This window comes from Staphylococcus sp. IVB6181 (assembly GCF_025561445.1).
Taxonomy (GTDB): Bacteria; Bacillota; Bacilli; order Staphylococcales; family Staphylococcaceae; genus Staphylococcus; species Staphylococcus simulans_B.
In genome coordinates, this window is sequence record NZ_CP095096.1 from 750335 (window position 1) to 775462 (window position 25128).

Sequence of the window (25128 nt, forward strand, 5' to 3'; positions counted from 1 at the left end):
AAATAATAGTATAGAGAATAAACGAAAAGCGAGGTGAACGATAAATGGAGCAATCCGATAAAACTGAGACGTCAGAAAGCAGAAGCTGCGAACAGCGTATGAAGACCAATCAGAGTCTGCGTAAAATTGTGCCATGGGGTATCGGCATCTTTATTGTTATTTTATTAATCATATTGTTTTTCTTATTAAGAAATTTCAATACGCCAGAAGCACAAGCCAAGATTTTAGCGAATGCGATTAAAAATAATGATACGCAGCGCATTGCGACCATTTTAAGTACTCGCGATAATAAAGTAGGCACTGATGAGGCAGAAACATATATCAAATATATTAAAAGCGAAATCGGGATGAAGAAGTTTGATAAGGAGCTGCAAAAGACGGTGGACGAATTAGAACGTAATGAAAAAGACGCCAGCTATATTAAAACGCCTGATGGCAATAAAGTGCTGCGGATTACTAAAAACGGCCGTCGTTTTATCTTCTTTGATAATATCAGTTTCCAAACAATTACGAAAAAGCCGATTATCAAACCTAAAACAAAGACAACTTATATCTTCAGAGCAGATGATAAGAAGCGAAAAGTCATTGCTGAAGCGAATGAATCGACAATGCTGGGTAATTTCATTCCAGGAAATTATAAACTTCCGGCAACGAAAGAAAATTCAAATGGGAAATTCAACGGCTATTTAACGTTCTCATTCAAAAACAGCAACAGCGAAACAGTGGATGTACATGAAAACTTCCCTGAAGCCAACTTGAATATTAAGTTGGATGGTGCGGATAAATTAGATGATAAACATACAAAAGTGAAGATTAACGGCAAGACGTATAATTATGATAATTCACGTTTATACGGTCCGTATCCGGTAACGGCTAACATTGAGGTTTCAGCTGAAGGAAAAGCGAAAGGCAAAACATTTAAATCAGATTCGGTGAAATTGTATCCGAACGATTTGAAATCTAATACACCTGTTACGCTGCGCTTTGAGAAAGATAAGATCAACAAATATGTAGAAGAAAAGGAAAAAGAAGAAAACAGCTTGAAAAATAAACTTTCTCGTTTCTTTAATAAGTATACTTCTGCATTGAACGAGGCATCATTCGGCAATAATTTTGCGAGTGTGTCAAAGTATCTTACACCCGGCACCAAAAACTATGACAACATCAGATATCAAATCCAAACAGGACAAGGCGTACAAAATTGGTACCAAAGTCCGCAAGTCATGGATGTTTCTACTGAAGGCGTGCATGTTTATGCCAAAGTGCTGAATTTAAACAGCCAAGGTGTCTGGGTGACTTCTACGTATAAATTACAAGATGTTAACCATAAATCAGGTCAAATACCTGAAGAAGATGATTTGAAAATCATCAGTTATAAAGAATAATAGAGAAGAATTCGAAATACCCTTGCAAATGGGATACGATGTAGCGTATCGCTGATGCAAGGGTGTTTATTTTATCTGTGCCGGTGTTTCAAACGTTGTATTATTTTGATACTAAGTATAATATGAGATTATCAGCTTAATCGAAAGAGAGAAAGAGGTGATTGGGTGAAGCAGAATCATACATACCAAAAAAAGCTGCCCATCTTTTTAATTATAATATTAGGTGCACTGACCGCAATCGGCGCACTTTCTATAGATATGTTCTTGCCTGGACTGCCGCAAATCAGAGCAGACTTTAATACAACCGCATCTGCATCGCAATTAACCTTAACTTTATTTATGGTGGGGTTGGCCTTCGGCAACCTGATCATGGGACCTTTATCAGATGCTTACGGCCGCAAACAGCCTTTAGTCATTGTAATGGTGATTTATACCATCGCAAGTATCGGCATTGTCTTTGCCACGAATATCACCATGATGATCAGTTTAAGATTAGTTCAAGGTTTATGTGCAGGTGCAGCAGCAGTGATTTCACGTGCGATTGCGAGTGATATGTATCACGGCAAAGCACTGACAAAGTTCTTAGCAGTATTAATGCTGGTGAACGGTGTCGCACCGGTCATCGCGCCTGCAATCGGCGGGGTAGTCTTGATGTTTTCAACGTGGCATATGGTCTTTATTTTAATGACGATTTTCGGTGCTTTTATGATATTTTGTACCACAGTGCGTGTACCGGAATCTTTAAGCAGACAGTCTCGTCAATCTGCAGATATCCGCAGTATCTTAGCACAATTTAAAGTGCTGCTCAAACAGCCGCGTTTTGTGCTGCCGATGCTGCTGCAAGGTATGACGTTCGTTATATTATTCAGTTATATTTCAGCTTCGCCTTTTATTACACAAAGGATCTACGATTTGTCTCCGCAAGCATTCAGTATTATGTTTGCGGTCAATGGTATCGGTTTGATTATTTCATCGCAGCTTTCAGGAAAGCTTGTAGATTACTTTTCACCGCTGTCTATTATGCGCGGCTTTACGTGGGTGCAGCTTGCCGGTGTTATCATGATTACAATCGTATTGACACTGCATTTGCCGATAGTGTTTTTATTTATCGCCTTCTTTGTTTTGGTCAGTCCTGTTACAGGGATTGCGACACTCGGCTTCTCAGTTGCTATGGATGAACGTACCGGAGGCGGCGGCAGTGCGTCGAGTTTATTAGGTTTGGTTCAAACATTAATCGGCGGCATCAGTACTCCTTTAGTGGGATTGATGGGGGAGAAGAGTTATATTCCGTATTTGATGATTATTATGACTGCGGCTGTTGTGCTGATTATTCTGCATATCATTACAGTGAAGGCCTTTAGAAATAAGGCAGCAAATTGACATCAGCGTATACAATGTAAAAAGGAAATGTCCTCATGTATTGGACATTTCCTTTTTTAAATTCAAAATTATTTTCTCATTTTTATAAAGACATCCCAAATGTGGAATGTCTGATGGGTTATTTAATGCGCACACGGCGGTTTCTAAAGAATAAGCTGATAAATAAGAGTGCAAAACAACAAGCGAGTAAGATTGTCGCATTGTTTAATGCATCGCCGGCAATTAAGATTTTATCGGGTTCTACAGTAATGAAATATTGTTTCAGAGTTTCTGAAATACGTTGTGCTGTTTCATTCACAATGTAAGTTAACCCAAATGGGATGACAAACATAATCGCGATTAAAACCATATTTACAATTTTAATTGCGGTACGGTTGAAAATCAGTGTCAAAATCGTAAGCAATATACTGATTAAGCCGACAAAGAAGAAAGCGATGAATGCGAATTTGATTTTGCTGATGTTGTCTTGCAGCTGATGCAGCTGTGTTAAATCAAAGTTCTGGCTCGAGATATTCTGTAATGTTTCTTGGAAGTTTAAGAGCTGTGAAAAGTGAATCGGTTCATTAACCAAAACAATCGTGAATATGGATTCTTTAAACATGCTGTATAGTGAAATAACAGTAAGAATCAATACGATAATTTGAATAATCAAGCTCACATAGGAGCGTTTTCTTTTTTTAGCGAAATATTTTCCGCGCTGCAAAGTACCGCGTTCTAATGGTTCCTTCGCATAAGGTGCTGCCGCAGTGTCATAGTTTTGAGGCATGGTGATACAATTCTCCCTTCAAAATAAGCATCATTCATAAGTTGTGCTTATCATCTATCTTCAGACTGTATTGCTTTTATTTTAGCACCAATACTTTGAATTATATAGGCTTTTCCCTGTGTTTCATAAAAGTCGGCTAAAGCTAAGGCTTCATGATAATAATCATGTTGTGCTGTATGTTGCGGCTTTAAACTTTGTACAGCAGCTGCGATGTCCTCTTGGTGGGCTGCGACAGTTTCAAGCAAAGCTGCATCAGAAGGTGCTGCTTGCACCTCGATTTCAAGCGCATGTATCATTTGGCGTTTGCCTTGAATGACAGCAAGTTGAATTCCTCGTTCGAATAATTTATAGTCAGGTCCTTTAGTGACATTTTCTTTTTGCTGATTAAGTTCACTGAGTTCTGCTTTGACTTCATCTGATAGATCCAAAAGGTGTATTAAAAGCGGTGATTGTAAAGATTGAGACATAGTTATTCTCCTTTTTGCGGGATATCGATACGATGTCCTAATTGTTTCGGCCATTCTATATCAGGTTGAATGCGATAGTAATGGGCCACATTGTCTTTGTAGGTGTCTGGGAAAGGGGCGGATTTTTCAGTGCTGCGATCTATGCCCATCATCATTTGTTCATTCGTTGCGACCATATCGCCGTCTGCATTGCGCATAATTAAAAAGAAATGGACACGTTTATAATCATAGTTGTAAATATAAATATCGACTTGATACGTATCATCCAGTTTAAGCTGTTTCATAAATGTTGTATGTTCTTCTAAAGTGAAGATAGTATAATTTAATTCATTTCGTTCTTCTAATGACAAACCGCTTTGATAATTGAATTGATTCGTTGCTTGACTGAAAGCTTCGTTGTATTCAGAATCATGCATGTGCTGATTGTGGTCAATCATAGAAGCTTCGACTTTGCCGTGAACTGTAAATAAATGTTCCATAAAACAAAACTCCTTTAAATAGATAAGTCTATCATACTAAAAAAATCTATAGGCGACATGGAATTGAAACATGGTAAAATAAGCGTATGTTGAAAAAGGGAGGAAAGCCGCATGAGCATGTCGATTTATTATCAAACGAAGTCGCAAGGCCTGACAAAGGCACCAACAAGTCAGGCAGTGCCGAAAGATGCGACAGTTGTTTGGTATGACATTAATGAACCGACAAAAGAAGATAACCAATGTTTATTAAATGATTTTGATTTTAACCCGTTGGAAGTGGATGATACGATTCATGCAAATCCGCGGGCAAAATATAAAAACTACCAAAGTTATCAAAACGTTGTCTTTCATCGTATCAACGCTGATGACTTTAAAATTCAAGTCCTGAATATTTTCATTAAAGACAACTTGTTAATTACGTATCATCATCATAAAATCGAAGAGATTGATACTGTATTGAAACAAGTTAAAGCCCATTATGATCAAGATTTAGATTGTGAAGATATTGTATTGTATATTTTAGATCATATCGTAGATAACTATTTCAAATATGTGGATGACCTTTCTGACAAGGTATTTACATTTGAGGATGAACACGGTACAGATCGTTCTAATAAATATATGATGGACCATTTGTTTGATTTGCGTTCCGATATGATTAAGATGAATCGTGTAATCATGCCGATGAAAGAACTGATAGATACATTAGAATATTCAAGCGGTTTAGTCCAAGATAAACGACATAAGATGTATATTCAGCATATTAAAGATCATATTGCTAAAGAGGAAAGTATGTTAAAGACGGCACAAGATATCACAAGAGAAATCAGGGATAATTTCGAATCCTATACGACATATCGTATGAACCGTGTCATGCAGATTTTGACAATTGTATCTATGATCTTTATGCCGTTAACTTTATTAGCTGGCATTTATGGAATGAACTTTGAATTCATGCCGGAATTGAAAAGGCATTACGGCTACTTTATGTGCCTCGGACTCATGGTCATTATCACGCTTTGGTGCATCTGGTTCTTCAAACGAAAGAATATGTTATAAAGAAGTGTGAAAATGAACGTAATAACTGGAACGTTTGTAGTGAGATTGATACACTTACACTAATATACGATAGAAAAGAAAGTAGGAAAGATGATGAGTGATTCTAAAAGAGAACAACGAAAAGATGATCATGTTAAAATTGCGATGGCACAATCAGACGCACAATTAACTGATTTCGATCGCATCAGATTTGTACACCACTCCATTCCAAGTGTGGATGTGGATCAAGTAGACCTTTCTGTTGAATTACCCGACTTCAAATTGAATTCACCGCTTTATATCAATGCGATGACTGGCGGCAGCGAATGGACAAAACAAATCAATGAGAAGCTTGCGATTGTCGCAAAGGAAACAGGACTTGCGATGGCAGTCGGCTCTACACATGCCGCATTGCGCAATCCTAAAATGGAATCTACCTTTACAGTTGCAAGAGAAATGAATCCGGATGGTATTATTTTCAGTAATGTCGGTGCTGATGTACCTGCAGATCTTGCGAAACAATCTGTAGAGATGCTCAAAGCTGATGCACTACAAGTGCATGTGAATGCGCCGCAAGAATTAGTAATGCCTGAAGGCAACCGTACTTTTTCTAACTGGATGGATAATTTAAACCGTATTGTAAAGACAGTGGATGTTCCAGTGATTGTAAAAGAAGTCGGCTTTGGTATGAGCAGAGAAACAATGGAAGCGTTGAATGAAATCGGTGTACATTACGTTGATGTCAGCGGCCGCGGAGGTACTAACTTCGTCAGTATCGAAAATGAACGCCGTGATTTAAAAGATATGTCTTATCTTCAAAATTGGGGACAATCTACAGTGGAATCTTTGCTTGAAAGCAAAATCGTTCAAAGTCATATGTCTGTATTTGCGAGCGGCGGTGTACGCAACCCGTTTGACGCAATAAAATGTTTAGCATTAGGGGCAGATGCGGTAGGCATGTCTCGTCCGTTCTTAGAACAAGTTGAAAACAACGGTGTAGAACAAACAATTGAGTATGTCGAAGCATTTATTGAACAAATGAAGAAAATTGCGGTAATGGCAAATGTGCCGAATATCGAAGCCATTCATAATTTAGAAGTAATTTATGATCAAAGTCTGCAAAATTGGATACAGCAGCGCAACTTAAATCAATAAGCACAACTTTTCGTTTAAACATAAGGAGAGCGGTTCAACTGGTAGAGGGTTGAACCGCTTTTTAAGTAACAAATTGGTTTTAGTATGGGCAATCACGAAGAGCAAGACAATGGTTTGCTCTGGTAACGCTTACACTAATTATAAGACATTATTTTGCGTAAAGCAATTAGAACATAAAAAATAAATTGAAAATATGAAATAAAAACACTGTAAAATAACTTAAAGGATAAATGCTTCAAAATAGTACAAAGTGGAAACATTTGGATATATTAAAGGTGAAAACTGACATTCAAATTCGTGAAAATCCATGTTAATTTTATGACATATATGATTTCTATGTCGTAAAGGAGGAGTTGAAGTGGGGCCGAGTTATTCACAATTAAAAGAAACTGTATCAGCCAAACCATTGTCTAAAGAGGAGGCACCTTTTCTGCACTACTATGATTTTAATGTGTCCGATCCAAGACGGGGTATCTGTGCAGAAAAGTTATTAAATAATTGGAACACAGCAGTTGGTGTCAATATCAACACAAATATTATTACGGCTGAACAGTACTTTTCTTTAGATAAGTTAGAAGATAATGTGAAATATCATTTAGTTGTTATAACACCTAAGACGAACACCGCTATGATTATTGACTTGAACAAAGAAATACGTTTTGAACTCGCAAATGCTGGGGAAAAATATATTTATGATGTTTCAGATTATCTTAAATGCGGTGAGAATCATATATATGCTGCATTTTTAAGCCGTCAACTTACGGACATTAAAATTAGAGATAAAGAAATAACAAACATAGATTGTTACATCTTAAAAGAATATTTAGGCCGATACGAAGAAGCACACCCATGTTAACAAGCGATGGCCTATATTATTGAACGTGACCCACTTCATGTCCGTAATTATTAACACATGTGTTTTCATGTAATTTGACAGTATAAAAAGATACAGCACTGCCGATTTATCGGGAAATAGGAGGTGATTGCTTACTGAAGCGGTCATCTCTTTTTTGTAAAACAAAATCCTGAAATAAATAGAATGGATGAAAATATAACCTTCATAATTAAGCCATAACATTTTGACATCTCTGTTAACAGTCATATTAAAACCTCCTAATTTCTACATATTGTGGTAATTTAGTATTTAGAACACAATATATAGTGAAGAAGGGGCGTTAATATGTTGAAGTTAGAAGAAAGCTTAAGTCGCTTAATCGATAAAGATCCGACTGTGGTGAATGAAAATGCGAATAAAGATAGTGCAACCTTTACAACGATGCGGGATTTGACTGCCGGGGTAGTTTCTAAATCTTATGCTTTAGAACATCTATTGCCAAAACATGTTGCAGAGGCGCACTTAAGCGGTGATATTCACTTCCATGATTTAGATTATCATCCATTTCAACCTTTGACGAATTGCTGCTTGATTGATATTAAAGGCATGTTGGATAAAGGCTTTGAAATCGGCAATGCGCAAGTAGATCCGCCGAAGTCTATCCAAACAGCGACTGCTCAAATTGTGCAGATTATCGCAAACGTCTCAAGCAGTCAATATGGCGGCTGTACAGTTGATCGTATTGATGAAGTATTGAGCCGATATGCAAAATGCAATGCAGACAAACATCGCAAAATCGGAGAAGCATTTGTTTATCCGGACAAATTAGAGGCTTATGTCCAAAAACAAACAGAAAAAGATATTAAAGATGCGATGCAAAGTTTAGAATATGAAATTAATACATTATATACCTCAAATGGGCAAACACCTTTTGTCACATTAGGATTTGGTTTAGGCACGGATACATATAGCCGTATGATTCAAAAAGCGATTTTAAAAACGCGTATCCAAGGTTTAGGACATCATCACGTGACTGCTATTTTCCCTAAACTCGTATTCTCGATTAAAAAAGGTGTCAACTTTGCGCCTGAAGATAAGAACTATGATATTAAACAATTAGCTTTAGAATGTTCAACGAAACGTATGTATCCGGACATTTTAAATTATGATAAAACAGTAGAAATTTTAGGCGACTTCAAAGCACCGATGGGCTGCCGTTCATTTTTACCGGCATGGCGCAATGAAGAGGGCGAACTTGAAAACAGCGGCCGATGCAACTTAGGTGTTGTGACGTTGAATATTCCGCGTATTGCGTTAGAAACAAAAGGCGATATGGCTGCGTTTTGGCGTTTATTAGATGAACGTATGGCACTCGTACATGATGCTTTAGTTTATCGCATTGAACGTATTCGTTCCGTAATTCCTAATAACGCACCGATATTATATAAAAGCGGCGCATTCCATCGACGTTTGACTGAAGATGGAAATGTCATGGATTTATTTACAAAGCAGCGTGCAACTATTTCAATAGGTTATATCGGTTTATATGAAGCCGCAACAGTATTCTATGGACCGAATTGGGAAACAAATCCAGAAGCGAAAACATTCACATTGGATATTTTGCGCCGAATGAAAGATTTCCAATATCAATGGACAGAAGAGAATGATATCTTCTTCAGTCTGTACAGCACACCAAGCGAATCATTGACAGATCGTTTCTGTCGTTTAGATACAGAGCGCTTCGGATTGATTCCTGATATTACCGGTAAAGGATATTATCAAAACTCTTTCCATTATGATGTCCGTAAAGCTGTATCACCGTTTGAAAAACTAGATTTTGAAAAAGACTATCCGTTCTTAGCGAGCGGAGGTTATATTCATTATTGCGAGTATCCTAAATTAACACATAATACCAAAGCACTAGAAGCAGTATGGGATTATGCTTATGATAAAGTCAGCTATTTAGGTACGAATGCGCCGATAGATAAATGCTACGAATGCGGTTTTGAAGGTGAATTCGACACTACAGCACACGGTTTTGAATGTCCGCACTGCCAAAACCATAATCCAGATACAGTAGATGTAGTTAAAAGAACGTGCGGCTATTTAGGCAATCCGGTTCAAAGACCTACGATTGAAGGCAGACATAAAGAAATTGCGGCACGTGTCAAACATATGAAAGGTACAGAGTAACAATGCTGTATGCACAAGTTGAAACAGGAAAAGGGTACATTGCTAAGATTGAAAAAGAGTCTTTTGTCGATGGCGAAGGAGTGCGATGCAGTGTTTATGTTTCCGGCTGTCCATTTGCATGCGAAGGTTGTTATAACAAAGCAGCACAGAACTTTACTTATGGTACGCCGTATTCAGAAACAACACTTGAAACTATCCTTGATTACTGTGAACCGGAGTATATTTCAGGCTTAAGTATTTTAGGCGGCGAGCCTTTCTGCAATATGGACATTGTTCTGCCGCTGATTGAAGCGTTCAGAGCACGTTTTCAGCATAGTAAGAGTATTTGGGTTTGGACAGGTTTTATGTATGAAAATTTAAAAGAAAATACAGAACAGCGAAAGAAAGCATTAAGTATGATTGATGTTTTAGTAGATGGTCCGTTTGTTCAATCACTTTATCAGCCTGGCCTTGCATTTAAAGGGTCTTATAACCAAAGAGTGATTGATGTACAAGCTTCGTTAAAAACACACTCTATCCGAACACTCGAAGCTTAAACTATTCAGTACAGCGAAGTTATTTTATGCAACTTAGGAAATACAAATACTAAAAACACAAAAGAAGCGGTCTTGCTCGATATTTGGGCAAGACCGCTTTTATTCGTTGTGGATTAAGATTGCCATGTCGTTTCAGAAGGGCGCATCTCTGATTTCTTCATGCGGGAGACATAAGGATTGCCTTCCACTGTAAAACGTAAAGGTTTATGTGTCCATTCGCCTTTATTAGGAATACCGATACGCGGACTTTCGACAATATGTTTAGGATATTTGCGTTCTTTTAAATTGATGGACAGAGGACCTTCATTTAATTTGAATCCATCTAAGGCCATGGTCATATTAAAGGCACGTGTCCATTTACCTGGACCATTGGTTAAATCAATGCCGTCTTTGCCGTTTCTGTTTTCAACCATCTGATCCGTAACAAATTCAGGTTCCACCGCACGAATAAGAACGCCTTGCGGCTCACCTGCAAGCTGTGTTACAAAATTGATAAGTAAATGGGTATGCATGACATGGGCGTAAATCGTGCCTCCTTCTTTATACATGGATTGTACGCGCGGGGTATTACGGCGGTTATAGCTGTGAGCAGCTTGGTCTATTGCGCCTAAGTAAGCTTCTGTTTCAACGATGTAACCAGAAAATTGATGTGTACCATCATCAAATTCAATTTTTACCCCAAGTAAATCTCGCGCAATTTCTGGTGTTGTACGATGAACAAAATCCATGTTCTGCCTCCTTGATTTGTGAATGTAGTACTTCTTATTGTACGAGAAGTGAACAAGGAAAGACAATGTTTCAGTTCAAAAATAGGTTTTGTAAAATTTGTAAAGTTATCTAAAAGGAATTTTTATTTTTAATCAACTCTGTTATGATAAAAAAGACTAGTTTTAGTTAACTATTAGTTTTTAAAATGCTTAATAGTAAAGTAATGTAATACATAAATCGTAACCGTAATAAAAAATAAGAGGGGGTAAATGTAATGATAAAACGTGTGGGATTCAAAGAAGCTTTTAAACGCTTTTGGAAGAATTATGTCAATTTCAAAGGAAGGGCAACACGTTCTGAGTATTGGTATATGGCACTCTGGATATTAATTATGTATATTCCAGCCTTTGTCCTAGGGTTCTTTGCATTTATTTTTATATTTTCAGGGGCAATTGGAGATTCTGGCGGTATTGCATTGACAGGCTTTATCTTCTTAATCATTGCGCTGATTTTATATATAGGGCTGGCACTCGCTTTATTTATTCCATCCTATGCACTGTTAACCAGACGCTTCCATGATACAGGAAGAACAATGGTAATACCGATTATCTTTTTTGTGATGAGTATCATCATTAATTTTGTAAATTATTTTGATAGTTCATCAGCGCAGTCATCAGATTTTACGGCGGGTACAATTTTTTATTTGATATTTACAGTGGTTTACTTAGGTATTTCAATTTATGTGCTTGTAATTGCATGTTTACCAAGTAAAGAACAAGATAATAAATATGGCCGCAGTCCTTATATTCGACCAAATCATGTACCTCAAAACGAATCTGATCAAGCACATACTCGCAGCAATACATCAGATTTATAAGATTTATATATTTGAGCTGCCAGTTGTTTCAAGCTGTAAAGGGAACAATAAATAGAGCTTTGAACCGATTGGACAGTGATGCACCAGTATGATAAACCTATAACATACAATGACATAAGGCGATGTTTTCGATGAAAACGTCGTCTTTTTGTTCATAAATATATTTAGGAGGCTAATAATGGAAGAACAAGCAAGTAAACGTGTAGTCTTCGTTGAAGCCTTTAAATTATTTTTGCAAAACTATTTTAATTTTCAAGGCAGATCACGCAGATCTGAATATTGGTTTTGGATATTATGGATGTTAATATTCGAGCTGGTACTTGGCGGTATTGATGGGGTGCTCATCGCTGCTAAAATAGTAGAATCAGGTTCTGGTTTAAGTGTGGTATTGATTTTTGAACTTATTACATTGATTCCGCTGTTTGCGCTGACGACAAGACGCTTTCATGATACAGGAAGAAATATTGTTGTACCGGCAATCTATTTTGTTGTATGGCTGATTTCATTATTGATACAACTCTTTTTCCAAGGCCAAGTGAATGTTGTGATTGATCGTATTATTGATATTATAATGATTATCTTTGGTATCTATATTTTAGTAGTATCATTCCTTCAAAGCGATAAGGGACAAAACAAATATGGCTCTGAGCCGGTAGGACAAGGTTACCGCAAACCTTCACATCAATAATTAAATACAATGATGAACTATAGACGGTGTTCTCTTCGGAGAATAGCGTCTATTTTTAATGTTTTTGATTACTATTGATGTCATTTTGACTAATATAGTTGTTAAAATGACCAATATCATATAGTATTTAATGTGACGGAGGTAAAGTAAATGAAAACAAGAGTAAAAGAGTTGCGGGCGCGAGAGGGGTTGAATCAAACCCAACTAGCGAAAAAAGCAGGTATTTCTCGTCAAACAGTATCTTTGATTGAGCGAAATGAGTTCATGCCTTCCGTACTTACAGCAGCTAAGATTGCACGGATATTCGGTGAAAGTATTGAAGACATATTTATTTTTGAGGAGGATTATGAGTAAACACACTAACACATTAATCAATGCGCTTAAGTTCATATTTGGTGGTGTCATGGGATTTTTTGTAGTTTATTATTTTGAGTATTTAAGTAGGCAATCTAGAACACAAATGTTCGATTTTAAATGGACGATTATTTTAACTATTGTGACAATTCTGATTGTCTTAGTTTTAGGGAGTTTGATGATTAAACAATTACATCAAGCGCGAAAATATAAACAGTTAACGGTCGATGAGGAAGAGCGTGCAGATCAATATGATTCACTTTTTAATCGTACATTCTATAATACATCTATTTCTTATTATACAGGTTTAATTATTTCACTCATCAATTTGATTTTAGCAACTGCTTTAAAAAGCGAAGATATGGGGTGGCAATTTTCAGTTATTCCTTTTATAATCCTATCGATATTTATTACTTATTATCAATCTTATATCCCTAAAATAGATGATAGATTTCCAAAAGGAAATGATAAGAATTATATGGATAAATTAATCAACATTATGGATGAAGGAGAACGTCATATAACATTTGGTGTATTGTTTAAATTATTTCACTTTAATATCAGTGCACTCGTCATTATTATTATCGTACTTTCCATTTATACGGCAATGACAGGTGATAATCAGACGTTGGCACTCATTATATTAATGGGTCTATTGTTATTTAACATATTCTTTTATTATTCAAAGGTAAAAAAATATTATAAATAAAACGAAGTTAAGTCATAATCATATTGATTTGAAGTGTAAATACCAGTATTTGTAAAATCTTCATGTATTTTTTGAAAATAAATGATAATGTTCAAATAATAGATTGTATAATCATTTTAATCATATCAAACGCTAGGAGTGACTGTTATGTCTTTAGAATTAAAAGATGTCACGAAACAGTATGGTGATAAAACTGTTGTGAATAATATCTCTTTGTCTTTAGAAAATGGAAAAATGTTAGGTTTTTTAGGACGAAACGGTGCAGGCAAGACGACGACGTTTCGTATGATATTAGGTTTAACCCCTTTAACACAAGGAGAAGTGACGTATAATGGCCGTAAAATGGGAGAGCATATGTTTAATAAAGTGGGCTATCTTCCGGAAGAACGCGGACTGCATCCGAAAATGAAAGTAGCGGATGAATTACGCTATCTTGCGACACTAAAAGGAATGTCGAAAAAAGATTTTAATCAAGCATTGGATTATTGGCTGAATCGTTTTGAGATTACAGAGAACAGAGATAAGAAAATCGAATCGCTTTCTAAAGGGAATCAGCAAAAGATTCAATTGCTTGCGAGTTTGATACATCAGCCTGAACTATTAATATTGGATGAACCTTTCAGCGGTTTGGATCCAGTGAATGTAGAATTATTAAAATCAGCTGTAAAAGATTTGAATCAAAAAGGGACGACGATTATCTTTAGTTCGCATCGCATGGAACATGTGGAAGAATTATGCGATGACATTTGTATTTTGAATCAAGGCAATCTTGTATTGCAAGGCGATATTCAAACGATTAAAGACAGTTTTGATTTGAAGAAGATTGTGATTGAAACAGAAAAGCCTTTAGAAGTCTTAGATACCATTGAAGGTGTAACACATATTGAACGTGCAAAACGTATGATTACATTATCTGTTGAGGATGAAGCAGCTGTAGAACGTGTCTTCAACGCAGTGGCGCAAAGCGGATTTGTGAAACGGTTCCAAGTTTTAGAACCTTCTATTCAAGATATCTTTATTCAGCAAGTAGGTGAAATTCATGGATAAATTCTTAGCGACTTTTAAATTAACGTATAAAAATAAAGTGACATCTCGTGCATTTATTATTATGACAGCTATTTTAGCTATTATTATAGTTGCTGCGGTGAATGCGAATAAAATTATAGATTTATTTGACGACGGACCTGACAAGATCGGGATTGCGGCCAATGAACCTAAAATAGCGCAAATGGTTCAAGCACAAAGCAAGCAAATGGAAGAAAAAGGAACAGAATTTAAAATTTTATCTGAAGACCAAGCAATCAAAGAAGTGAAAAAAGGAAAATTAGATAAAGCCTATCTCGTTCACTTAAAAGGGCAGCAGCTTGAAGGTGAAATTGTCAGCAAAGATACACCTTCTGAAGAAGCAAAACAAAAGCTTGAAAGTATGTTAACACCGATTCAAACACAAGCGATTGCTAAGAAGATTAATTTGAATCCTAAAGATTTAGCCGCTATCCAGCAAAAAAGCAAAGTATCAGGCAAATCAGTAGGAAAAGATACAGCAGAGCAATCAGAGAGTAATAAAGTGTTGAATATGATTATTTTATATGCCGGTATCATGCTAATGTTTATTGTCATCATGAATTATGCGAATCAAGTTGCAATGGAGGTTGCGACTGAAAAGACATCGCGTGTGATTGAAATGGTCATCACTAGTATTTCGCCGGTTAAACATATTTTAGCAAAGATACTGGCGATTATCTGTGCAGCATTTACACAGGTGTTTGTCTTAGCATTGATTACTGCTGTCGCAATCTATTTCTCAGATGCGAAAGATTTAATGAGCAAATTCGACATTACTATTACACCGCTGACAACGCAATTGATTGTAGTAGGTATTATCTGCATCATTATCGGAATTATTACTTATACTGTGTTAGGTACTATTCTTGGTGCTTTAGCAACACGAATTGAAGATTTGAACCAAGCATTGATGCCGATGACTATTATCAGTTTTATTGCCTTCTATATTGCAATTTTCAGTTTGTCTGCACCGAATACGACATTAACTAAAATTACAAGCTTTATCCCGCTGCTTTCACCATATGTGTTATTCTTGCGTGCTTCGACACCAGAGCTTCAAATGTGGGAAATTGTTGTCAGCTTATTATTGTCGCTTGTTGTCTTAGTCCTATTAGTTTGGATAGCAGTCAGAAGCTATCGCGACTCTGTACTTACGTTTGAAAAGGGAATTTTCAAAGCGTTGAAACGTACATTCAGAAAACAATAATACAATATTATAAAAATATTTATAAATGGCGCACCTTTACTCCTTTTCCATCTAGTAAAGCGTGCGCCTTATTGTTAAAATATAGAGTAAGGAAAGTAATATAGATATATAGGTGGCAATCCAAATATGATGTATCCAATCGTAATTTTTATTTTAGCAGGGCTGTGTGAAATCGGCGGCGGTTATTTGATTTGGTTGTGGTTAAGAGATGCGCAATCACCGTTACTGGGGTTGCTTGGAGGTATCCTTTTAATTGCATATGGGATCATCGCAACATTCCAAGCATTTCCGACATTCAGCCGAGTATATGCGGCATATGGCGGTGTATTTATCGTCATGAGTATAATATGGGGGTACGTTTTTGATAAACAAGTACCGGATAAGTATGATGTCATAGGAGGCATTGTATGTATCATCGGTGTCTTGATTATGTTGCTGCCTGACAGAGGTTGATTCTGGCTGAATCAACGAGGAAAGGGTGTATTGAAATGATGTTTACAGAAGTGGAGCACCAAAGAAACGGTTTAGATTTAATTAAAATTGACAATGATCGCGCAAAAATTGTCTTTTCAAACTATGGAGCACGTATTGTGTCTTGGAAATATGAGGATAATAATATTGTACTCGGTAATGTGGTAGAAGCGGATGAGTTTTATTTTGAAAATCCATTTTACTTCGGTGCGAGTGTAGGACGCTACGGCGGCCGTATTGAAGAGGGACGATTTGAACTTGACGGCCAATCATATCAATTAGAACAAAATGACCCGCCGCACCATTTGCATGGCGGTCCGCAAGGAATGAACCGACATTTCTTCGACTATGAAATTAAAGATGATAATGGCGGATTTATCCAAATTATTTTCACTACGACACTTAAAGCAGCAGAAGACCATTACCCTGGAGATATTAAAGTAAAGATAATACATACGTATGATATCGACAATAGATGGACGATTGAATATGCTGCAGAAGCAACAGAAACAACTTTATTTAATCCAACGAATCATGTCTATTTCAACTTGAATCGGGATAATAAAGAAATAGATAATCATTATTTATCAAGTTCAGATTTGAAAGTGCATCTCTTGAATGATAAAAACTTGCCGAGTGTCGATGATGTTGTAGATTTAAATGCATTATCTGATCATCAACCCATCAGTTTCAAAGAAATCTTCGATAACGAGGAGACACCTTTGCACGCACAAATCGAAAAGTATCAAGGATTAGATCATCCGTTTACAATCGGTGATAAACTGATTGTTGAAAACAAACAATTTTTGTTGAAAATGGAGACGGATATGCCGAATGTGGTAGTCTTTACGTTTAATGAAACAAACAACTGGGATAGCGATATGAATATATATAAACCCCACTCAGGTTTTACTTTGGAAGCGCAAAGCTTGCCGAATGATATCAACTTGTTAGGGGAAGAAGCACCCTCGATTTTACGCAAAGGCGATGCTTTCTTCTCTAAAACAACGTATCAAATCATAGAAAAATCAGAGTAATACGATGACAAGGAGTATTCAGCATGGATGTTAGAGAGTTAAAATTACAAACAGTAAAAGATGCAGTATCAGAAATTAAAGATGGTATGGTTGTAGGCATTGGTACAGGCAGTACGATTGAATTATTATTACCGCATATTGCAGCGCTGCTGGAAGATGGGACCACAAAGATTACAGGTGTTTGTACATCCAATAAAACAGGATTAGCTGCGAAAGAATTAGGAATTACGATTGTAGATGTAAATGATGTGGATCATATCGATGTCGCAATCGACGGTGCTGATGAGTTCGATCCTGATTTGAATCTTATTAAAGGCGGAGGCGGCGCATTGTTTCGAGAAAAAGTAATTGATGAAATGGCTGAACGTTTTGTGGTTATTGCTGATGAAACGAAACAAGTAGATTATTTAGGCCAAACGTTTAAATTGCCGGTTGAAGTCGATCGCTTCAATTGGATGCTTGTCGCAAAGAAAATCGAAGCACAAACGAAAGCGAAAGTGACACGCCGAAATGTTGAAGACATTACGTTCGTGACAGATAACGGCAACTATATTTTAGATATAGAATTACCGCCGAACACAGATCCATACGATATGCATAACTATTTAATCAACTTAACAGGTGTATTAGAAACTGGATACTTCTTAGATCTTGCAGATCGTGTCATAGTAGGCAAGCAGCAAGGTGTAGAAATTATCGATAAAGCGTAAATAACATAGATAAAATAAAGGCTCTTTAATAAATTCGGTTGATGAGATAACTGATTGGTTATTTCTCAATCGAATTTTTTGCATCAGGTGAATTTGATGTAGAGTTAAAATAAGAAGCGCACTGGCTAACAGTCAAATGACCGTATGAACTGCTCCCTGTCAAGTAGACAGGAAAAAAACAAAAAATAATTTATTGGGAATCTGATAAACAAATTTTAAGTTACTGTACAAATGAGTTGATAAATCTCGTTTGTACAGTTTTTTTATTCTCCTAGCGCACTATCGTTTGCTTGATCTGGTAAAAAAGTGGTGCGCTACGCACACTACTTCTTTTACCAGATTATTTAGGGTAGACATTAGTTAGAAGTTAAGCAATTAATCTTTCCATTTCCAAAGTAATTCTCTCATTGTTGTAAAAATCAATGTATTCTTTAAACTGCGAGCGTGCAGTTTTTATATCCTTGAATTTATAATGTCTATTACCGCGATAAATTTCTGATTTCATTATTCCCCAAAATGATTCCATTGGACTATTATCTATGCATCGTCCGACTCGTGACATGCTTTGAATAACACCTTGCTCATCGAGCAAGAATTTAAAATGTTTGCTTGTATATTGAAAACCTCTGTCGCTATGTAGTATTAAGCCGCTTATATTTTTCACTTTCTTTAACGCTTTATTGAAAGTATTAAAAACCAGCTGATTGTTATTTGAGTAACTTATATCATAGCTTACAATTTTACCTGTTCCGAGATCTCTGATAGCGCTTAAATAAAATTTCCTTCCATTTTCTAAAATAAGTTCTGTCACATCTGTTACCCATTTTTTGTTAGCTTCCGTTTCACTAAATTCTCTATCTAATAAATTCTCGGCAGTAATAGTAGGTGTTGAGGGTCTATATCTTTTTCTTGCAGCACGTATGCAAGATTTTAGACCTAATTTTTTCATTAAACGATATACTCGTTTACGACTTACTTTTTTATCCAGTCTTAAACAGATATATATACGAATACGACGATAACCATATATACCGTTGTATTTATTGAAAATCCACAAGATTTCTTTCATTAATATTTCATCTTCAATTTCACGCTGTGTTTTAAATTCTCTTCTCTTTCTCCACTTATAATAACTGGCTCTAGAAATTCCAACCACCTTACATAACAGAGTTATTGGATATTCATTTTTTAAGTCTTCTATTACAAGGTACTCAACTATTTGTCTAAACGGCGATTGATCAGCTCTCTTTCTTTCTCCTTCAACTTTTTTAAAATCTTGTTTTCCATTTCTAAGTATTTGATTCTTTCTTCAAGAGCTTTTGTTTTAGCTAATGCTTGTTCTTCATCAGTCATTGTCTGAGTTGGCTTACCTTTACCTCTTCCGTCTACAAGACCGGCACTTCCAAATTGTTCATATTTTTTAACCCAACTATATACTTGGCCATAAATAACATTATATTTTAAAGCTGTTTTCTTATAATCGTTTTCTGACTCAATACATGCTTCTACTATTTCTACACGTTCTTCGAACGTTGTTTTTCTCGCTTTCATTGAATACACCCCCTAGTAATGGAGAATATGAAACATTCTCTTTTCCTAAAGTATATCGTTTTATCCAATCCCTAACAGTAGAATATGCTGGAATATTATATTTTATTGCTAAATCAACAGCAGAAACACCTTCAGTTAAGTATTCCTGAACAATTGTTTCTTTAAATGCTTTACTATAAGTATTATTGCTTTTCTTTGGTAATAGTACCTCAACGCCATGTACTTTATATTGGTGATATTTAAACATCACCTGTTTACGATTTAATTCTATACCACTCTTTTCTATAGCTTCATTACAACTATAACCTTCATCTATTAAACTAAATGTTAAGAGAAATAATTTAATGTCACTTTCGAGATATTTAGACATAAGAATGCTCCCCCTATAGTTTTGTTTTTTTAGTGTCTACTATAGGGGGAGCATATCAGTATTGCCAGTGCGCTTTCTTTAACTTATTCTTTATGTTCTCTATCTTCTTTTGTATCCTTTAATTCGTTGTGTGTATCTGTATCGTTAATGTTCTTGTCTTCAGGATGTATGTCATCTTCTTTTGTTTCTGTAACAGGTGCGTCTGCATCTGTTTCGTCTTCATGTTTCGGATAATCGAAGTAGTTATTCGGTTCTACTTCTTCAAGGGTATCTTTGGTGAAGAAATAGAAACATGCTCTGATAATCAGACTCAGTATAATGAAGATTGCGCCGACAAGTGTCGTACTTAAAGCAATGACTTTCATTGAGAAGACATCGCCTAATTCTTCGCTGAAGAAGAAGACAAGTCCAAATGACATAATGGCATGGAAGACTACTGCGATATAAATCGTACGGCCTTTAGTACCTCTAATCAACTCACCGATAATCATTGAGAAAGCAAAATGATAAAGCAAGTTATAGAGTGTATATTCCATACTGAATGAAGCATTTGCACTCCATAGTGCATATAAAATACCTACGATAATAGAGGCAAACAATGTGTTGGTTTTATTTTCTACCACATTTTGCAAATAAGAACGAAAACCGAACTCTACAAAGAATGCCATTATAATATGTCCAATCAGAATAGAAATGACTGACACAGATAAGTTTTTAGATTGTAAAATAATAAAGCTGTCCGCGTATGTATTAAAGGCATACATACAAATAATACAAATTACTGACGGCAATATTGCGGCTAATAATATTCTCTCAATGACTTTAAAACTGATTGAGAGTTTTAAACCGGCAATTTGTGCACGTTTATTTCTAAATACAATTAAGCAGATCACAGCTGCGATAAATGGCGCAAGTGTGCTTAAGTCGAAGACAAAGCGTTTAAATGGTACTTGGCCTTGAAAATCTTTCAGGATCAATGGGAGCGCATATGCGAGTACATAAAAGACGAAAATTGTCATAGCCCATTGGAAACCAGATATGCGTTTCGTGTTCATTGAGAAACCTCCAATAATTACGGCAATATCCATACAGTTGTAATTAAACTACTATCATATAATACATATGGTTTTACGTGAACCCTTATTATGTATTGCGTATCTTAATTCTTATTAATCGTATGGACATACATAATAACCTAATAGTATTATACATCTCCATAATAAAGAAATAAATTACTTCCCCTGAAATGACTCATAAATGAAATATCATTGTAAAGGTTGCATGCGATAATCTTAAGTGAAAGCGTTTTAATATTTTTAAGAAAGGGGTATGTAAAAAGCACATGCAATGTTTAGTATGCATATATAAATTGCATGCTGGCATATGACAACTTTAAGGAGGATGTTGTGAGATGTATAAGCAAGCCAACAAAGATTTATGGACAGGCAGAGTAGATAGTGAATCGGATGAAACACAATTTAGACATTTCCAAACTATTGAACTAAAAGATATCAATGAAACAAAATTGGATAAAAAAGAAGGTACAGGTATTTTAGGCTACGCTGTAGACAAAGGGGTAGAACTGAACAACGGCCGTGTAGGTGCACAAGAAGGACCGGATGCAATCCGTAAAGCATTCGCTAACTTGTCTGTGCTAACACCATGTCCAGTTTATGATTACGGCAATGTTTATCATGACCACGATCATTTAATCGATACACAAGAAGAGTATGCGGATTTAGCAGCACAAATGTTTAACAATCATTCTTATTCATTGTTAATCGGCGGCGGTCATGATATTGCTTATGCACAATATCTTGCGATGCGCAAAGCCTATCCGAATGAATCTATCGGTGTCATTAATATTGATGCGCACTTTGATACAAGAGAAGCAGAATCTTCTACATCAGGTACAAGTTTCAGACAGATTTTAGAAGGCGATGATAATGCGAATTACTTCGTATTAGGTATTCAACCTGCCAGCAATACGAAGCATTTATTTGATTACGCAGAACAGCGCGGTGTTGAATTTGTGACGGTAGATGAAATTCTGCATGAAATATCACCGACTATCAAAGATAAAGTCGACCATTTTATCAACAGACATGACATTATCATGCTGACAATTTGTATGGATGTTGTAGACAGTGCATTTGCACCGGGTGTCAGTGCACCTGCTGTGAACGGTCTCACACCGCATATCATTTTAGAATTGACGAGACGTATAGTCGGACATGAGAAATTAGTATCAGTCAGTGTCGCAGAAACGAATCCGCTGCATGATGTGGATAATCGTACTGCCAAACTGGTTGCCTTGTTCTTGCATAACTTTATTCATTAATCAATCGAAAGCAGAAACGGATACCTCCATTTTGTTGGAAGTATCCGTTTCTTTTGCTTTATGGCTTTTCCGTTTTCCAATAATTGATGCATTCATTAATCAGTGCATTGGCAGGTTCTGATAATTTACGATGGTCGATATAATTAATGTACAGTGTACGTTCGATTCCCGGCTGCAGTTTGACAGCATTTAAATCGTTGGCAGAAAAGGATTGGTAGTAGAAGCGGGGGATAATAGTGTGCCCTAAACCGCGATGTACTAATGTGGTCGCGGTTTCAAAACGATCCACTTCTAATATAATGTTCGGGTGAATATTCATATGCTTAAAGTATTCATCAACGTGCTTTCTGACTTGATATTGCCGGTTAGGCAGAATAAGCGGCAAATGCTGCAAAGTTTCTGCTTTGACACGCTGTCTATTTGTAAATTCATCTTTAGGAGTAATCAATACATATGGTTCTTGATACAGTGGTACCGAGGTAATGCCTTCTCGTTGAATTTCTTCGTTGGATAAAGCAAATTGAACATCGAAGTTCAGCAAGCTTGAAATAATATGGCGCAAACTGTGCTGCTCGACAATCTGGTAGCGCTGATTATTGAATTTTAAGTGGTGATGCTGAATGACCATTGCCATCCATGCACTGGTAGATTCTAAGATTGAAAGTTTAATGCGCGGTTCATCACTGATATTCAAGTCATACATTTGATCTAAAGTCCGGTGGTACGTATCGACTAAATCTTTAGCATACTTATAAAATTGAATCCCTTTTTCAGTGATTTTCAATTCTTTTGTGGTTCTGATAAACAATAAATAGCCTAAATCACTTTCTATTTTTTTAATCGCAGTAGTTAAGGAAGGCTGACTGATATGTAAAAATTGTGCAGCTTTGGTAAAACTATTGTACTTAACCACAGCTAAAAAATACTCTAATTGTAATATTTTCAACGTCTCATCCCCTTGTTTAAGATTTCGAAAACCATTGAAGTTAAAGCATTCCTACACATTTATAGCTTCAAGCTATGAGTAGTTAGTTTATTTATATTTGAAGTTTATAGCAATGACCCCTTATACTTAATGTGTAATGCAAGTTATTCCTCAACAATTTTTGTTGTTATTTTTTTGACATAGAATATTTAGAATTTTCAAGAAATGGTAAATATTCGATTAATCATTTAACAATTTCTTGAACACTTAATTTATTATAGCATGATGAGAAGTGTTTAACTTGCGAGTTTATTGAAGGAGGACTTTCATTCAAACAAAGGGGCGGCAATTAAATGGTGAAGGGGACATCGTCAATCAATTGTCGCAATTTTACAAAAACTTCATAAAAATGAGAACGGTATGATACGAAGCTTAAGTCATCGAGATCTAGTCAGAATCAAAACAGCTTTGATGTACTTGTTAAACAAAGGGGTGTACCAAGTATGAAAACTGAAGCAAATTTGTTATCTGGAGAGATGGAATTCCAGCCCGACGGAAAGCCGAACAAAATCACAGGGGTAAAAATGTGGCGGTTTTACGTTTTCAGTATTATCGGGATTCTGTGTTTCTTCGTACCGGTGACAATTAACGGCACAAACACGATTATTGTCGACCACGTTCATTTATGGATTCGCGCAGCACTTGGACCAGCAATGCCTTATGTGGCATTACTATTAATTCTTGCCGGAGCAGGCTTGCCTGTAATTCGACAAGATTTTAAAAAGTCAGTAACTGACTTTATCATTGTACTCTTTAAAGTCGTTGGGGCAGTGATCGGTATCATGTATGTATTTAAGATTGGACCAGGATTATTATTCAATCCGAATTACGGCCCATTTTTATTCGATAAATTATTAACACCATTAAGTATTTTGATTCCGGTCGGTGCAGTCGCATTGTCATTACTAGTCGGCTACGGCTTATTGGAATACATCGGTGTCATTATGCAGCCGATTATGCGACCTGTCTTTAAGACACCAGGCAAATCAGCAGTCGATGCGGTAGCTTCTTTCGTAGGAAGTTATTCACTCGGATTATTGATTACTAACCGTGTTTATAAAGACGGCATGTACAACAAAAAAGAAGCAGTGATTATCGCAACAGGATTCTCAACTGTTTCAGCAACATTTATGGTAATTGTCGCAAATACATTAGATTTAATGGGACACTGGAACTTATTCTTCTGGAGTACCTTAGTCATAACATTTGTAGTTACAGCAATTTCAGCACACTTGCCTCCGATTCGCAATGAGTCGGAAGAATATTATCAAGGTCAAGAAGGACAAAAAGAAGTTGAAGTTGAGGGGAACCGCATTGTCGCTGCATATGATGAAGCGAAACGTCAATCTCATGATTCTTTACCATTATTAAAGAATATCTGGGTGAACGTTAAAGATGGATTAGAAATGACGATGGCGATTTTACCATCTATTTTATCTATCGGATTCTTCGGATTGATTTTAGCTAACTTCACACCGATTATTGATTGGTTAAGTTACATTTTCTATCCGTTTATCTATATCTTCCCGATAGCAGATAAACCATTGCTTGCGAAAGCATCAGCAATTTCATTGATTGAAATGTTCTTACCTTCATTATTAGTTGTGAAGTCGACAATGGCAGTGAAGCTGGTAACTGCAATTACTAGTATTTCAGCAATTATCTTCTTCTCAGCATTAGTACCATGTATTCTTGCTACGGATATCAAGATTCCGATTTGGAAATTGGCATTGATTTGGTTCATCCGTGTGGCATTAACATTATTGATCGCAATTCCATTTGCATTGCTTATCTTCGGGAATTAAAGTTAAGCAAACAATG

At 36.2% G+C, this 25128-nt stretch carries 24 protein-coding genes and 1 pseudogene; 18 read left to right on the forward strand and 7 right to left on the reverse strand.

What is annotated here, in order from left to right; translation table 11 throughout:
• Window positions 1-44 precede the first annotated feature (44 nt).
• On the forward strand, window positions 45-1385 hold the full coding sequence (locus MUA90_RS03260; RefSeq protein WP_262588317.1) for a membrane-associated protein TcaA: 1341 nt from the start codon (window positions 45-47) through the stop codon (window positions 1383-1385).
• 165 nt (window positions 1386-1550) lie between these two features.
• A complete protein-coding gene (locus tag MUA90_RS03265; protein WP_262588318.1) occupies window positions 1551-2765 on the forward strand; it encodes a putative multidrug effflux MFS transporter TcaB in 1215 nt (404 codons plus the stop codon).
• A gap of 118 nt (window positions 2766-2883) precedes the next feature.
• Here MUA90_RS03265 and MUA90_RS03270 read toward each other — a convergent pair whose 3' ends face one another.
• Genes MUA90_RS03270 through MUA90_RS03280 form a run of 3 tightly spaced genes read right to left on the reverse strand, consistent with a single transcriptional unit; the run spans window position 2884 to window position 4477 of the window.
• Window positions 2884-3531 (reverse strand): hypothetical protein, encoded by a 648-nt coding sequence (locus MUA90_RS03270; protein ID WP_114602771.1) that lies wholly within the window; start codon window positions 3529-3531, stop codon window positions 2884-2886.
• Between the two features lie 50 nt (window positions 3532-3581).
• The gene (locus MUA90_RS03275) at window positions 3582-3998 is read right to left on the reverse strand and encodes a hypothetical protein (RefSeq protein WP_262588320.1); all 417 of its coding nucleotides are present in this window, start codon (window positions 3996-3998) and stop codon (window positions 3582-3584) included.
• Window positions 3999-4000: 2 nt separating this feature from the next.
• Complete coding sequence (locus MUA90_RS03280) at window positions 4001-4477, reverse strand: thioesterase family protein (protein WP_262588322.1); 477 nt, start codon at window positions 4475-4477, stop codon at window positions 4001-4003.
• Window positions 4478-4588: 111 nt separating this feature from the next.
• Here MUA90_RS03280 and corA point away from each other — a divergent pair, with 111 nt between their 5' ends.
• The 5 genes from corA to nrdG all read left to right on the forward strand — a co-directional run bounded on the left by corA (window position 4589) and on the right by nrdG (window position 10234).
• Window positions 4589-5536: a magnesium/cobalt transporter CorA gene (corA, locus tag MUA90_RS03285; protein WP_262588323.1), complete on the forward strand. Its 948-nt coding sequence runs from the start codon at window positions 4589-4591 to the stop codon at window positions 5534-5536.
• 93 nt (window positions 5537-5629) lie between these two features.
• Complete coding sequence (gene fni / locus MUA90_RS03290) at window positions 5630-6670, forward strand: type 2 isopentenyl-diphosphate Delta-isomerase (protein WP_114602775.1); 1041 nt, start codon at window positions 5630-5632, stop codon at window positions 6668-6670.
• 358 nt (window positions 6671-7028) lie between these two features.
• Window positions 7029-7526 (forward strand): hypothetical protein, encoded by a 498-nt coding sequence (locus tag MUA90_RS03295; RefSeq protein ID WP_262588324.1) that lies wholly within the window; start codon window positions 7029-7031, stop codon window positions 7524-7526.
• Window positions 7527-7850: 324 nt separating this feature from the next.
• Window positions 7851-9698: an anaerobic ribonucleoside-triphosphate reductase gene (nrdD, locus tag MUA90_RS03300; RefSeq protein WP_262588326.1), complete on the forward strand. Its 1848-nt coding sequence runs from the start codon at window positions 7851-7853 to the stop codon at window positions 9696-9698.
• Between the two features lie 2 nt (window positions 9699-9700).
• On the forward strand, window positions 9701-10234 hold the full coding sequence (nrdG, locus tag MUA90_RS03305; protein WP_262588327.1) for an anaerobic ribonucleoside-triphosphate reductase activating protein: 534 nt from the start codon (window positions 9701-9703) through the stop codon (window positions 10232-10234).
• A 113-nt stretch (window positions 10235-10347) separates the two neighbouring features.
• Here nrdG and MUA90_RS03310 read toward each other — a convergent pair whose 3' ends face one another.
• The gene (locus tag MUA90_RS03310; protein WP_114602779.1) at window positions 10348-10962 is read right to left on the reverse strand and encodes a DNA-3-methyladenine glycosylase; all 615 of its coding nucleotides are present in this window, start codon (window positions 10960-10962) and stop codon (window positions 10348-10350) included.
• Window positions 10963-11216: 254 nt separating this feature from the next.
• Here MUA90_RS03310 and MUA90_RS03315 point away from each other — a divergent pair, with 254 nt between their 5' ends.
• The 9 genes from MUA90_RS03315 (at window position 11217) to MUA90_RS03355 (ending at window position 18060) form a co-directional block, all read left to right on the forward strand.
• On the forward strand, window positions 11217-11819 hold the full coding sequence (locus MUA90_RS03315; protein WP_262588328.1) for a DUF805 domain-containing protein: 603 nt from the start codon (window positions 11217-11219) through the stop codon (window positions 11817-11819).
• A gap of 178 nt (window positions 11820-11997) precedes the next feature.
• Entirely contained in the window at window positions 11998-12507 is a 510-nt protein-coding gene (locus MUA90_RS03320) for a DUF805 domain-containing protein (RefSeq protein ID WP_262588329.1), read from the forward strand.
• 150 nt (window positions 12508-12657) lie between these two features.
• Window positions 12658-12861: a helix-turn-helix transcriptional regulator gene (locus MUA90_RS03325; RefSeq protein WP_262588330.1), complete on the forward strand. Its 204-nt coding sequence runs from the start codon at window positions 12658-12660 to the stop codon at window positions 12859-12861.
• Complete coding sequence (locus MUA90_RS03330; protein ID WP_262588331.1) at window positions 12854-13570, forward strand: DUF3169 family protein; 717 nt, start codon at window positions 12854-12856, stop codon at window positions 13568-13570. The genes MUA90_RS03325 and MUA90_RS03330 overlap by 8 nt, the downstream gene beginning before the upstream one ends.
• A gap of 147 nt (window positions 13571-13717) precedes the next feature.
• Window positions 13718-14617 (forward strand): ABC transporter ATP-binding protein, encoded by a 900-nt coding sequence (locus MUA90_RS03335; protein ID WP_262588333.1) that lies wholly within the window; start codon window positions 13718-13720, stop codon window positions 14615-14617.
• Window positions 14610-15842, forward strand: a complete 1233-nt coding sequence (locus MUA90_RS03340; RefSeq protein WP_262588334.1) for an ABC transporter permease — start codon at window positions 14610-14612, stop codon at window positions 15840-15842. Before MUA90_RS03335 ends, MUA90_RS03340 begins: the two co-directional genes overlap by 8 nt.
• Window positions 15843-15968: 126 nt before the next feature.
• Window positions 15969-16295, forward strand: coding sequence for a YnfA family protein (locus MUA90_RS03345; RefSeq protein WP_114602785.1), 327 nt, complete (start codon window positions 15969-15971; stop codon window positions 16293-16295).
• A gap of 38 nt (window positions 16296-16333) precedes the next feature.
• Complete coding sequence (locus tag MUA90_RS03350; protein ID WP_262588797.1) at window positions 16334-17350, forward strand: aldose epimerase family protein; 1017 nt, start codon at window positions 16334-16336, stop codon at window positions 17348-17350.
• 23 nt (window positions 17351-17373) lie between these two features.
• Window positions 17374-18060, forward strand: a complete 687-nt coding sequence (locus MUA90_RS03355) for a ribose 5-phosphate isomerase A (protein ID WP_105993219.1) — start codon at window positions 17374-17376, stop codon at window positions 18058-18060.
• Between the two features lie 367 nt (window positions 18061-18427).
• Here MUA90_RS03355 and MUA90_RS14050 read toward each other — a convergent pair.
• Window positions 18428-19981, reverse strand: a pseudogene (locus MUA90_RS14050) (IS3 family transposase).
• A gap of 83 nt (window positions 19982-20064) precedes the next feature.
• A complete protein-coding gene (locus MUA90_RS03375; protein WP_262588340.1) occupies window positions 20065-21036 on the reverse strand; it encodes a peptidoglycan release complex CPBP-like subunit SdpC in 972 nt (323 codons plus the stop codon).
• Between the two features lie 356 nt (window positions 21037-21392).
• Between MUA90_RS03375 and hutG the strand changes: the two genes are divergently transcribed.
• Window positions 21393-22322: a formimidoylglutamase gene (gene hutG, locus MUA90_RS03380; protein ID WP_105993221.1), complete on the forward strand. Its 930-nt coding sequence runs from the start codon at window positions 21393-21395 to the stop codon at window positions 22320-22322.
• Window positions 22323-22380: 58 nt separating this feature from the next.
• On the opposite strand, the gene MUA90_RS03385 is transcribed toward hutG, so the two are convergent.
• Window positions 22381-23268, reverse strand: coding sequence for a LysR family transcriptional regulator (locus tag MUA90_RS03385; RefSeq protein ID WP_114602789.1), 888 nt, complete (start codon window positions 23266-23268; stop codon window positions 22381-22383).
• Window positions 23269-23783: 515 nt separating this feature from the next.
• On the opposite strand from MUA90_RS03385, the gene MUA90_RS03390 reads away from it, so the two are divergent.
• Window positions 23784-25112 carry a YjiH family protein gene (locus MUA90_RS03390; protein WP_199790655.1) on the forward strand — a complete coding sequence of 443 codons (1329 nt, stop codon included), beginning with the start codon at window positions 23784-23786 and terminating at the stop codon, window positions 25110-25112.
• The last annotated feature ends 16 nt before the right edge of the window (window positions 25113-25128 follow it).

Bases quoted from the DNA above. Each gene is read 5' to 3' on its own strand.
- MUA90_RS03350 (WP_262588797.1), top strand. From the start codon at position 16,334: ATGTTTACAGAAGTGGAGCACCAAAGAAACGGTTTAGATTTAATTAAA.
- MUA90_RS03340 (WP_262588334.1), top strand. From the start codon at position 14,610: ATGGATAAATTCTTAGCGACTTTTAAATTAACGTATAAAAATAAAGTG.
- MUA90_RS03375 (WP_262588340.1), bottom strand. From the start codon at position 21,036: ATGAACACGAAACGCATATCTGGTTTCCAATGGGCTATGACAATTTTC.
- MUA90_RS03325 (WP_262588330.1), top strand. From the start codon at position 12,658: ATGAAAACAAGAGTAAAAGAGTTGCGGGCGCGAGAGGGGTTGAATCAA.
- MUA90_RS03335 (WP_262588333.1), top strand. From the start codon at position 13,718: ATGTCTTTAGAATTAAAAGATGTCACGAAACAGTATGGTGATAAAACT.
- MUA90_RS03275 (WP_262588320.1), bottom strand. From the start codon at position 3,998: ATGTCTCAATCTTTACAATCACCGCTTTTAATACACCTTTTGGATCTA.
- fni (WP_114602775.1), top strand. From the start codon at position 5,630: ATGAGTGATTCTAAAAGAGAACAACGAAAAGATGATCATGTTAAAATT.
- hutG (WP_105993221.1), top strand. From the start codon at position 21,393: ATGTATAAGCAAGCCAACAAAGATTTATGGACAGGCAGAGTAGATAGT.
- MUA90_RS03320 (WP_262588329.1), top strand. From the start codon at position 11,998: ATGGAAGAACAAGCAAGTAAACGTGTAGTCTTCGTTGAAGCCTTTAAA.
- MUA90_RS03355 (WP_105993219.1), top strand. From the start codon at position 17,374: ATGGATGTTAGAGAGTTAAAATTACAAACAGTAAAAGATGCAGTATCA.
- MUA90_RS03270 (WP_114602771.1), bottom strand. From the start codon at position 3,531: ATGCCTCAAAACTATGACACTGCGGCAGCACCTTATGCGAAGGAACCA.
- MUA90_RS03390 (WP_199790655.1), top strand. From the start codon at position 23,784: ATGGAATTCCAGCCCGACGGAAAGCCGAACAAAATCACAGGGGTAAAA.
- MUA90_RS03280 (WP_262588322.1), bottom strand. From the start codon at position 4,477: ATGGAACATTTATTTACAGTTCACGGCAAAGTCGAAGCTTCTATGATT.
- MUA90_RS03260 (WP_262588317.1), top strand. From the start codon at position 45: ATGGAGCAATCCGATAAAACTGAGACGTCAGAAAGCAGAAGCTGCGAA.
- MUA90_RS03315 (WP_262588328.1), top strand. From the start codon at position 11,217: ATGATAAAACGTGTGGGATTCAAAGAAGCTTTTAAACGCTTTTGGAAG.
- MUA90_RS03310 (WP_114602779.1), bottom strand. From the start codon at position 10,962: ATGGATTTTGTTCATCGTACAACACCAGAAATTGCGCGAGATTTACTT.
- MUA90_RS03330 (WP_262588331.1), top strand. From the start codon at position 12,854: ATGAGTAAACACACTAACACATTAATCAATGCGCTTAAGTTCATATTT.
- nrdG (WP_262588327.1), top strand. From the start codon at position 9,701: ATGCTGTATGCACAAGTTGAAACAGGAAAAGGGTACATTGCTAAGATT.
- MUA90_RS03345 (WP_114602785.1), top strand. From the start codon at position 15,969: ATGATGTATCCAATCGTAATTTTTATTTTAGCAGGGCTGTGTGAAATC.
- nrdD (WP_262588326.1), top strand. From the start codon at position 7,851: ATGTTGAAGTTAGAAGAAAGCTTAAGTCGCTTAATCGATAAAGATCCG.
- corA (WP_262588323.1), top strand. From the start codon at position 4,589: ATGAGCATGTCGATTTATTATCAAACGAAGTCGCAAGGCCTGACAAAG.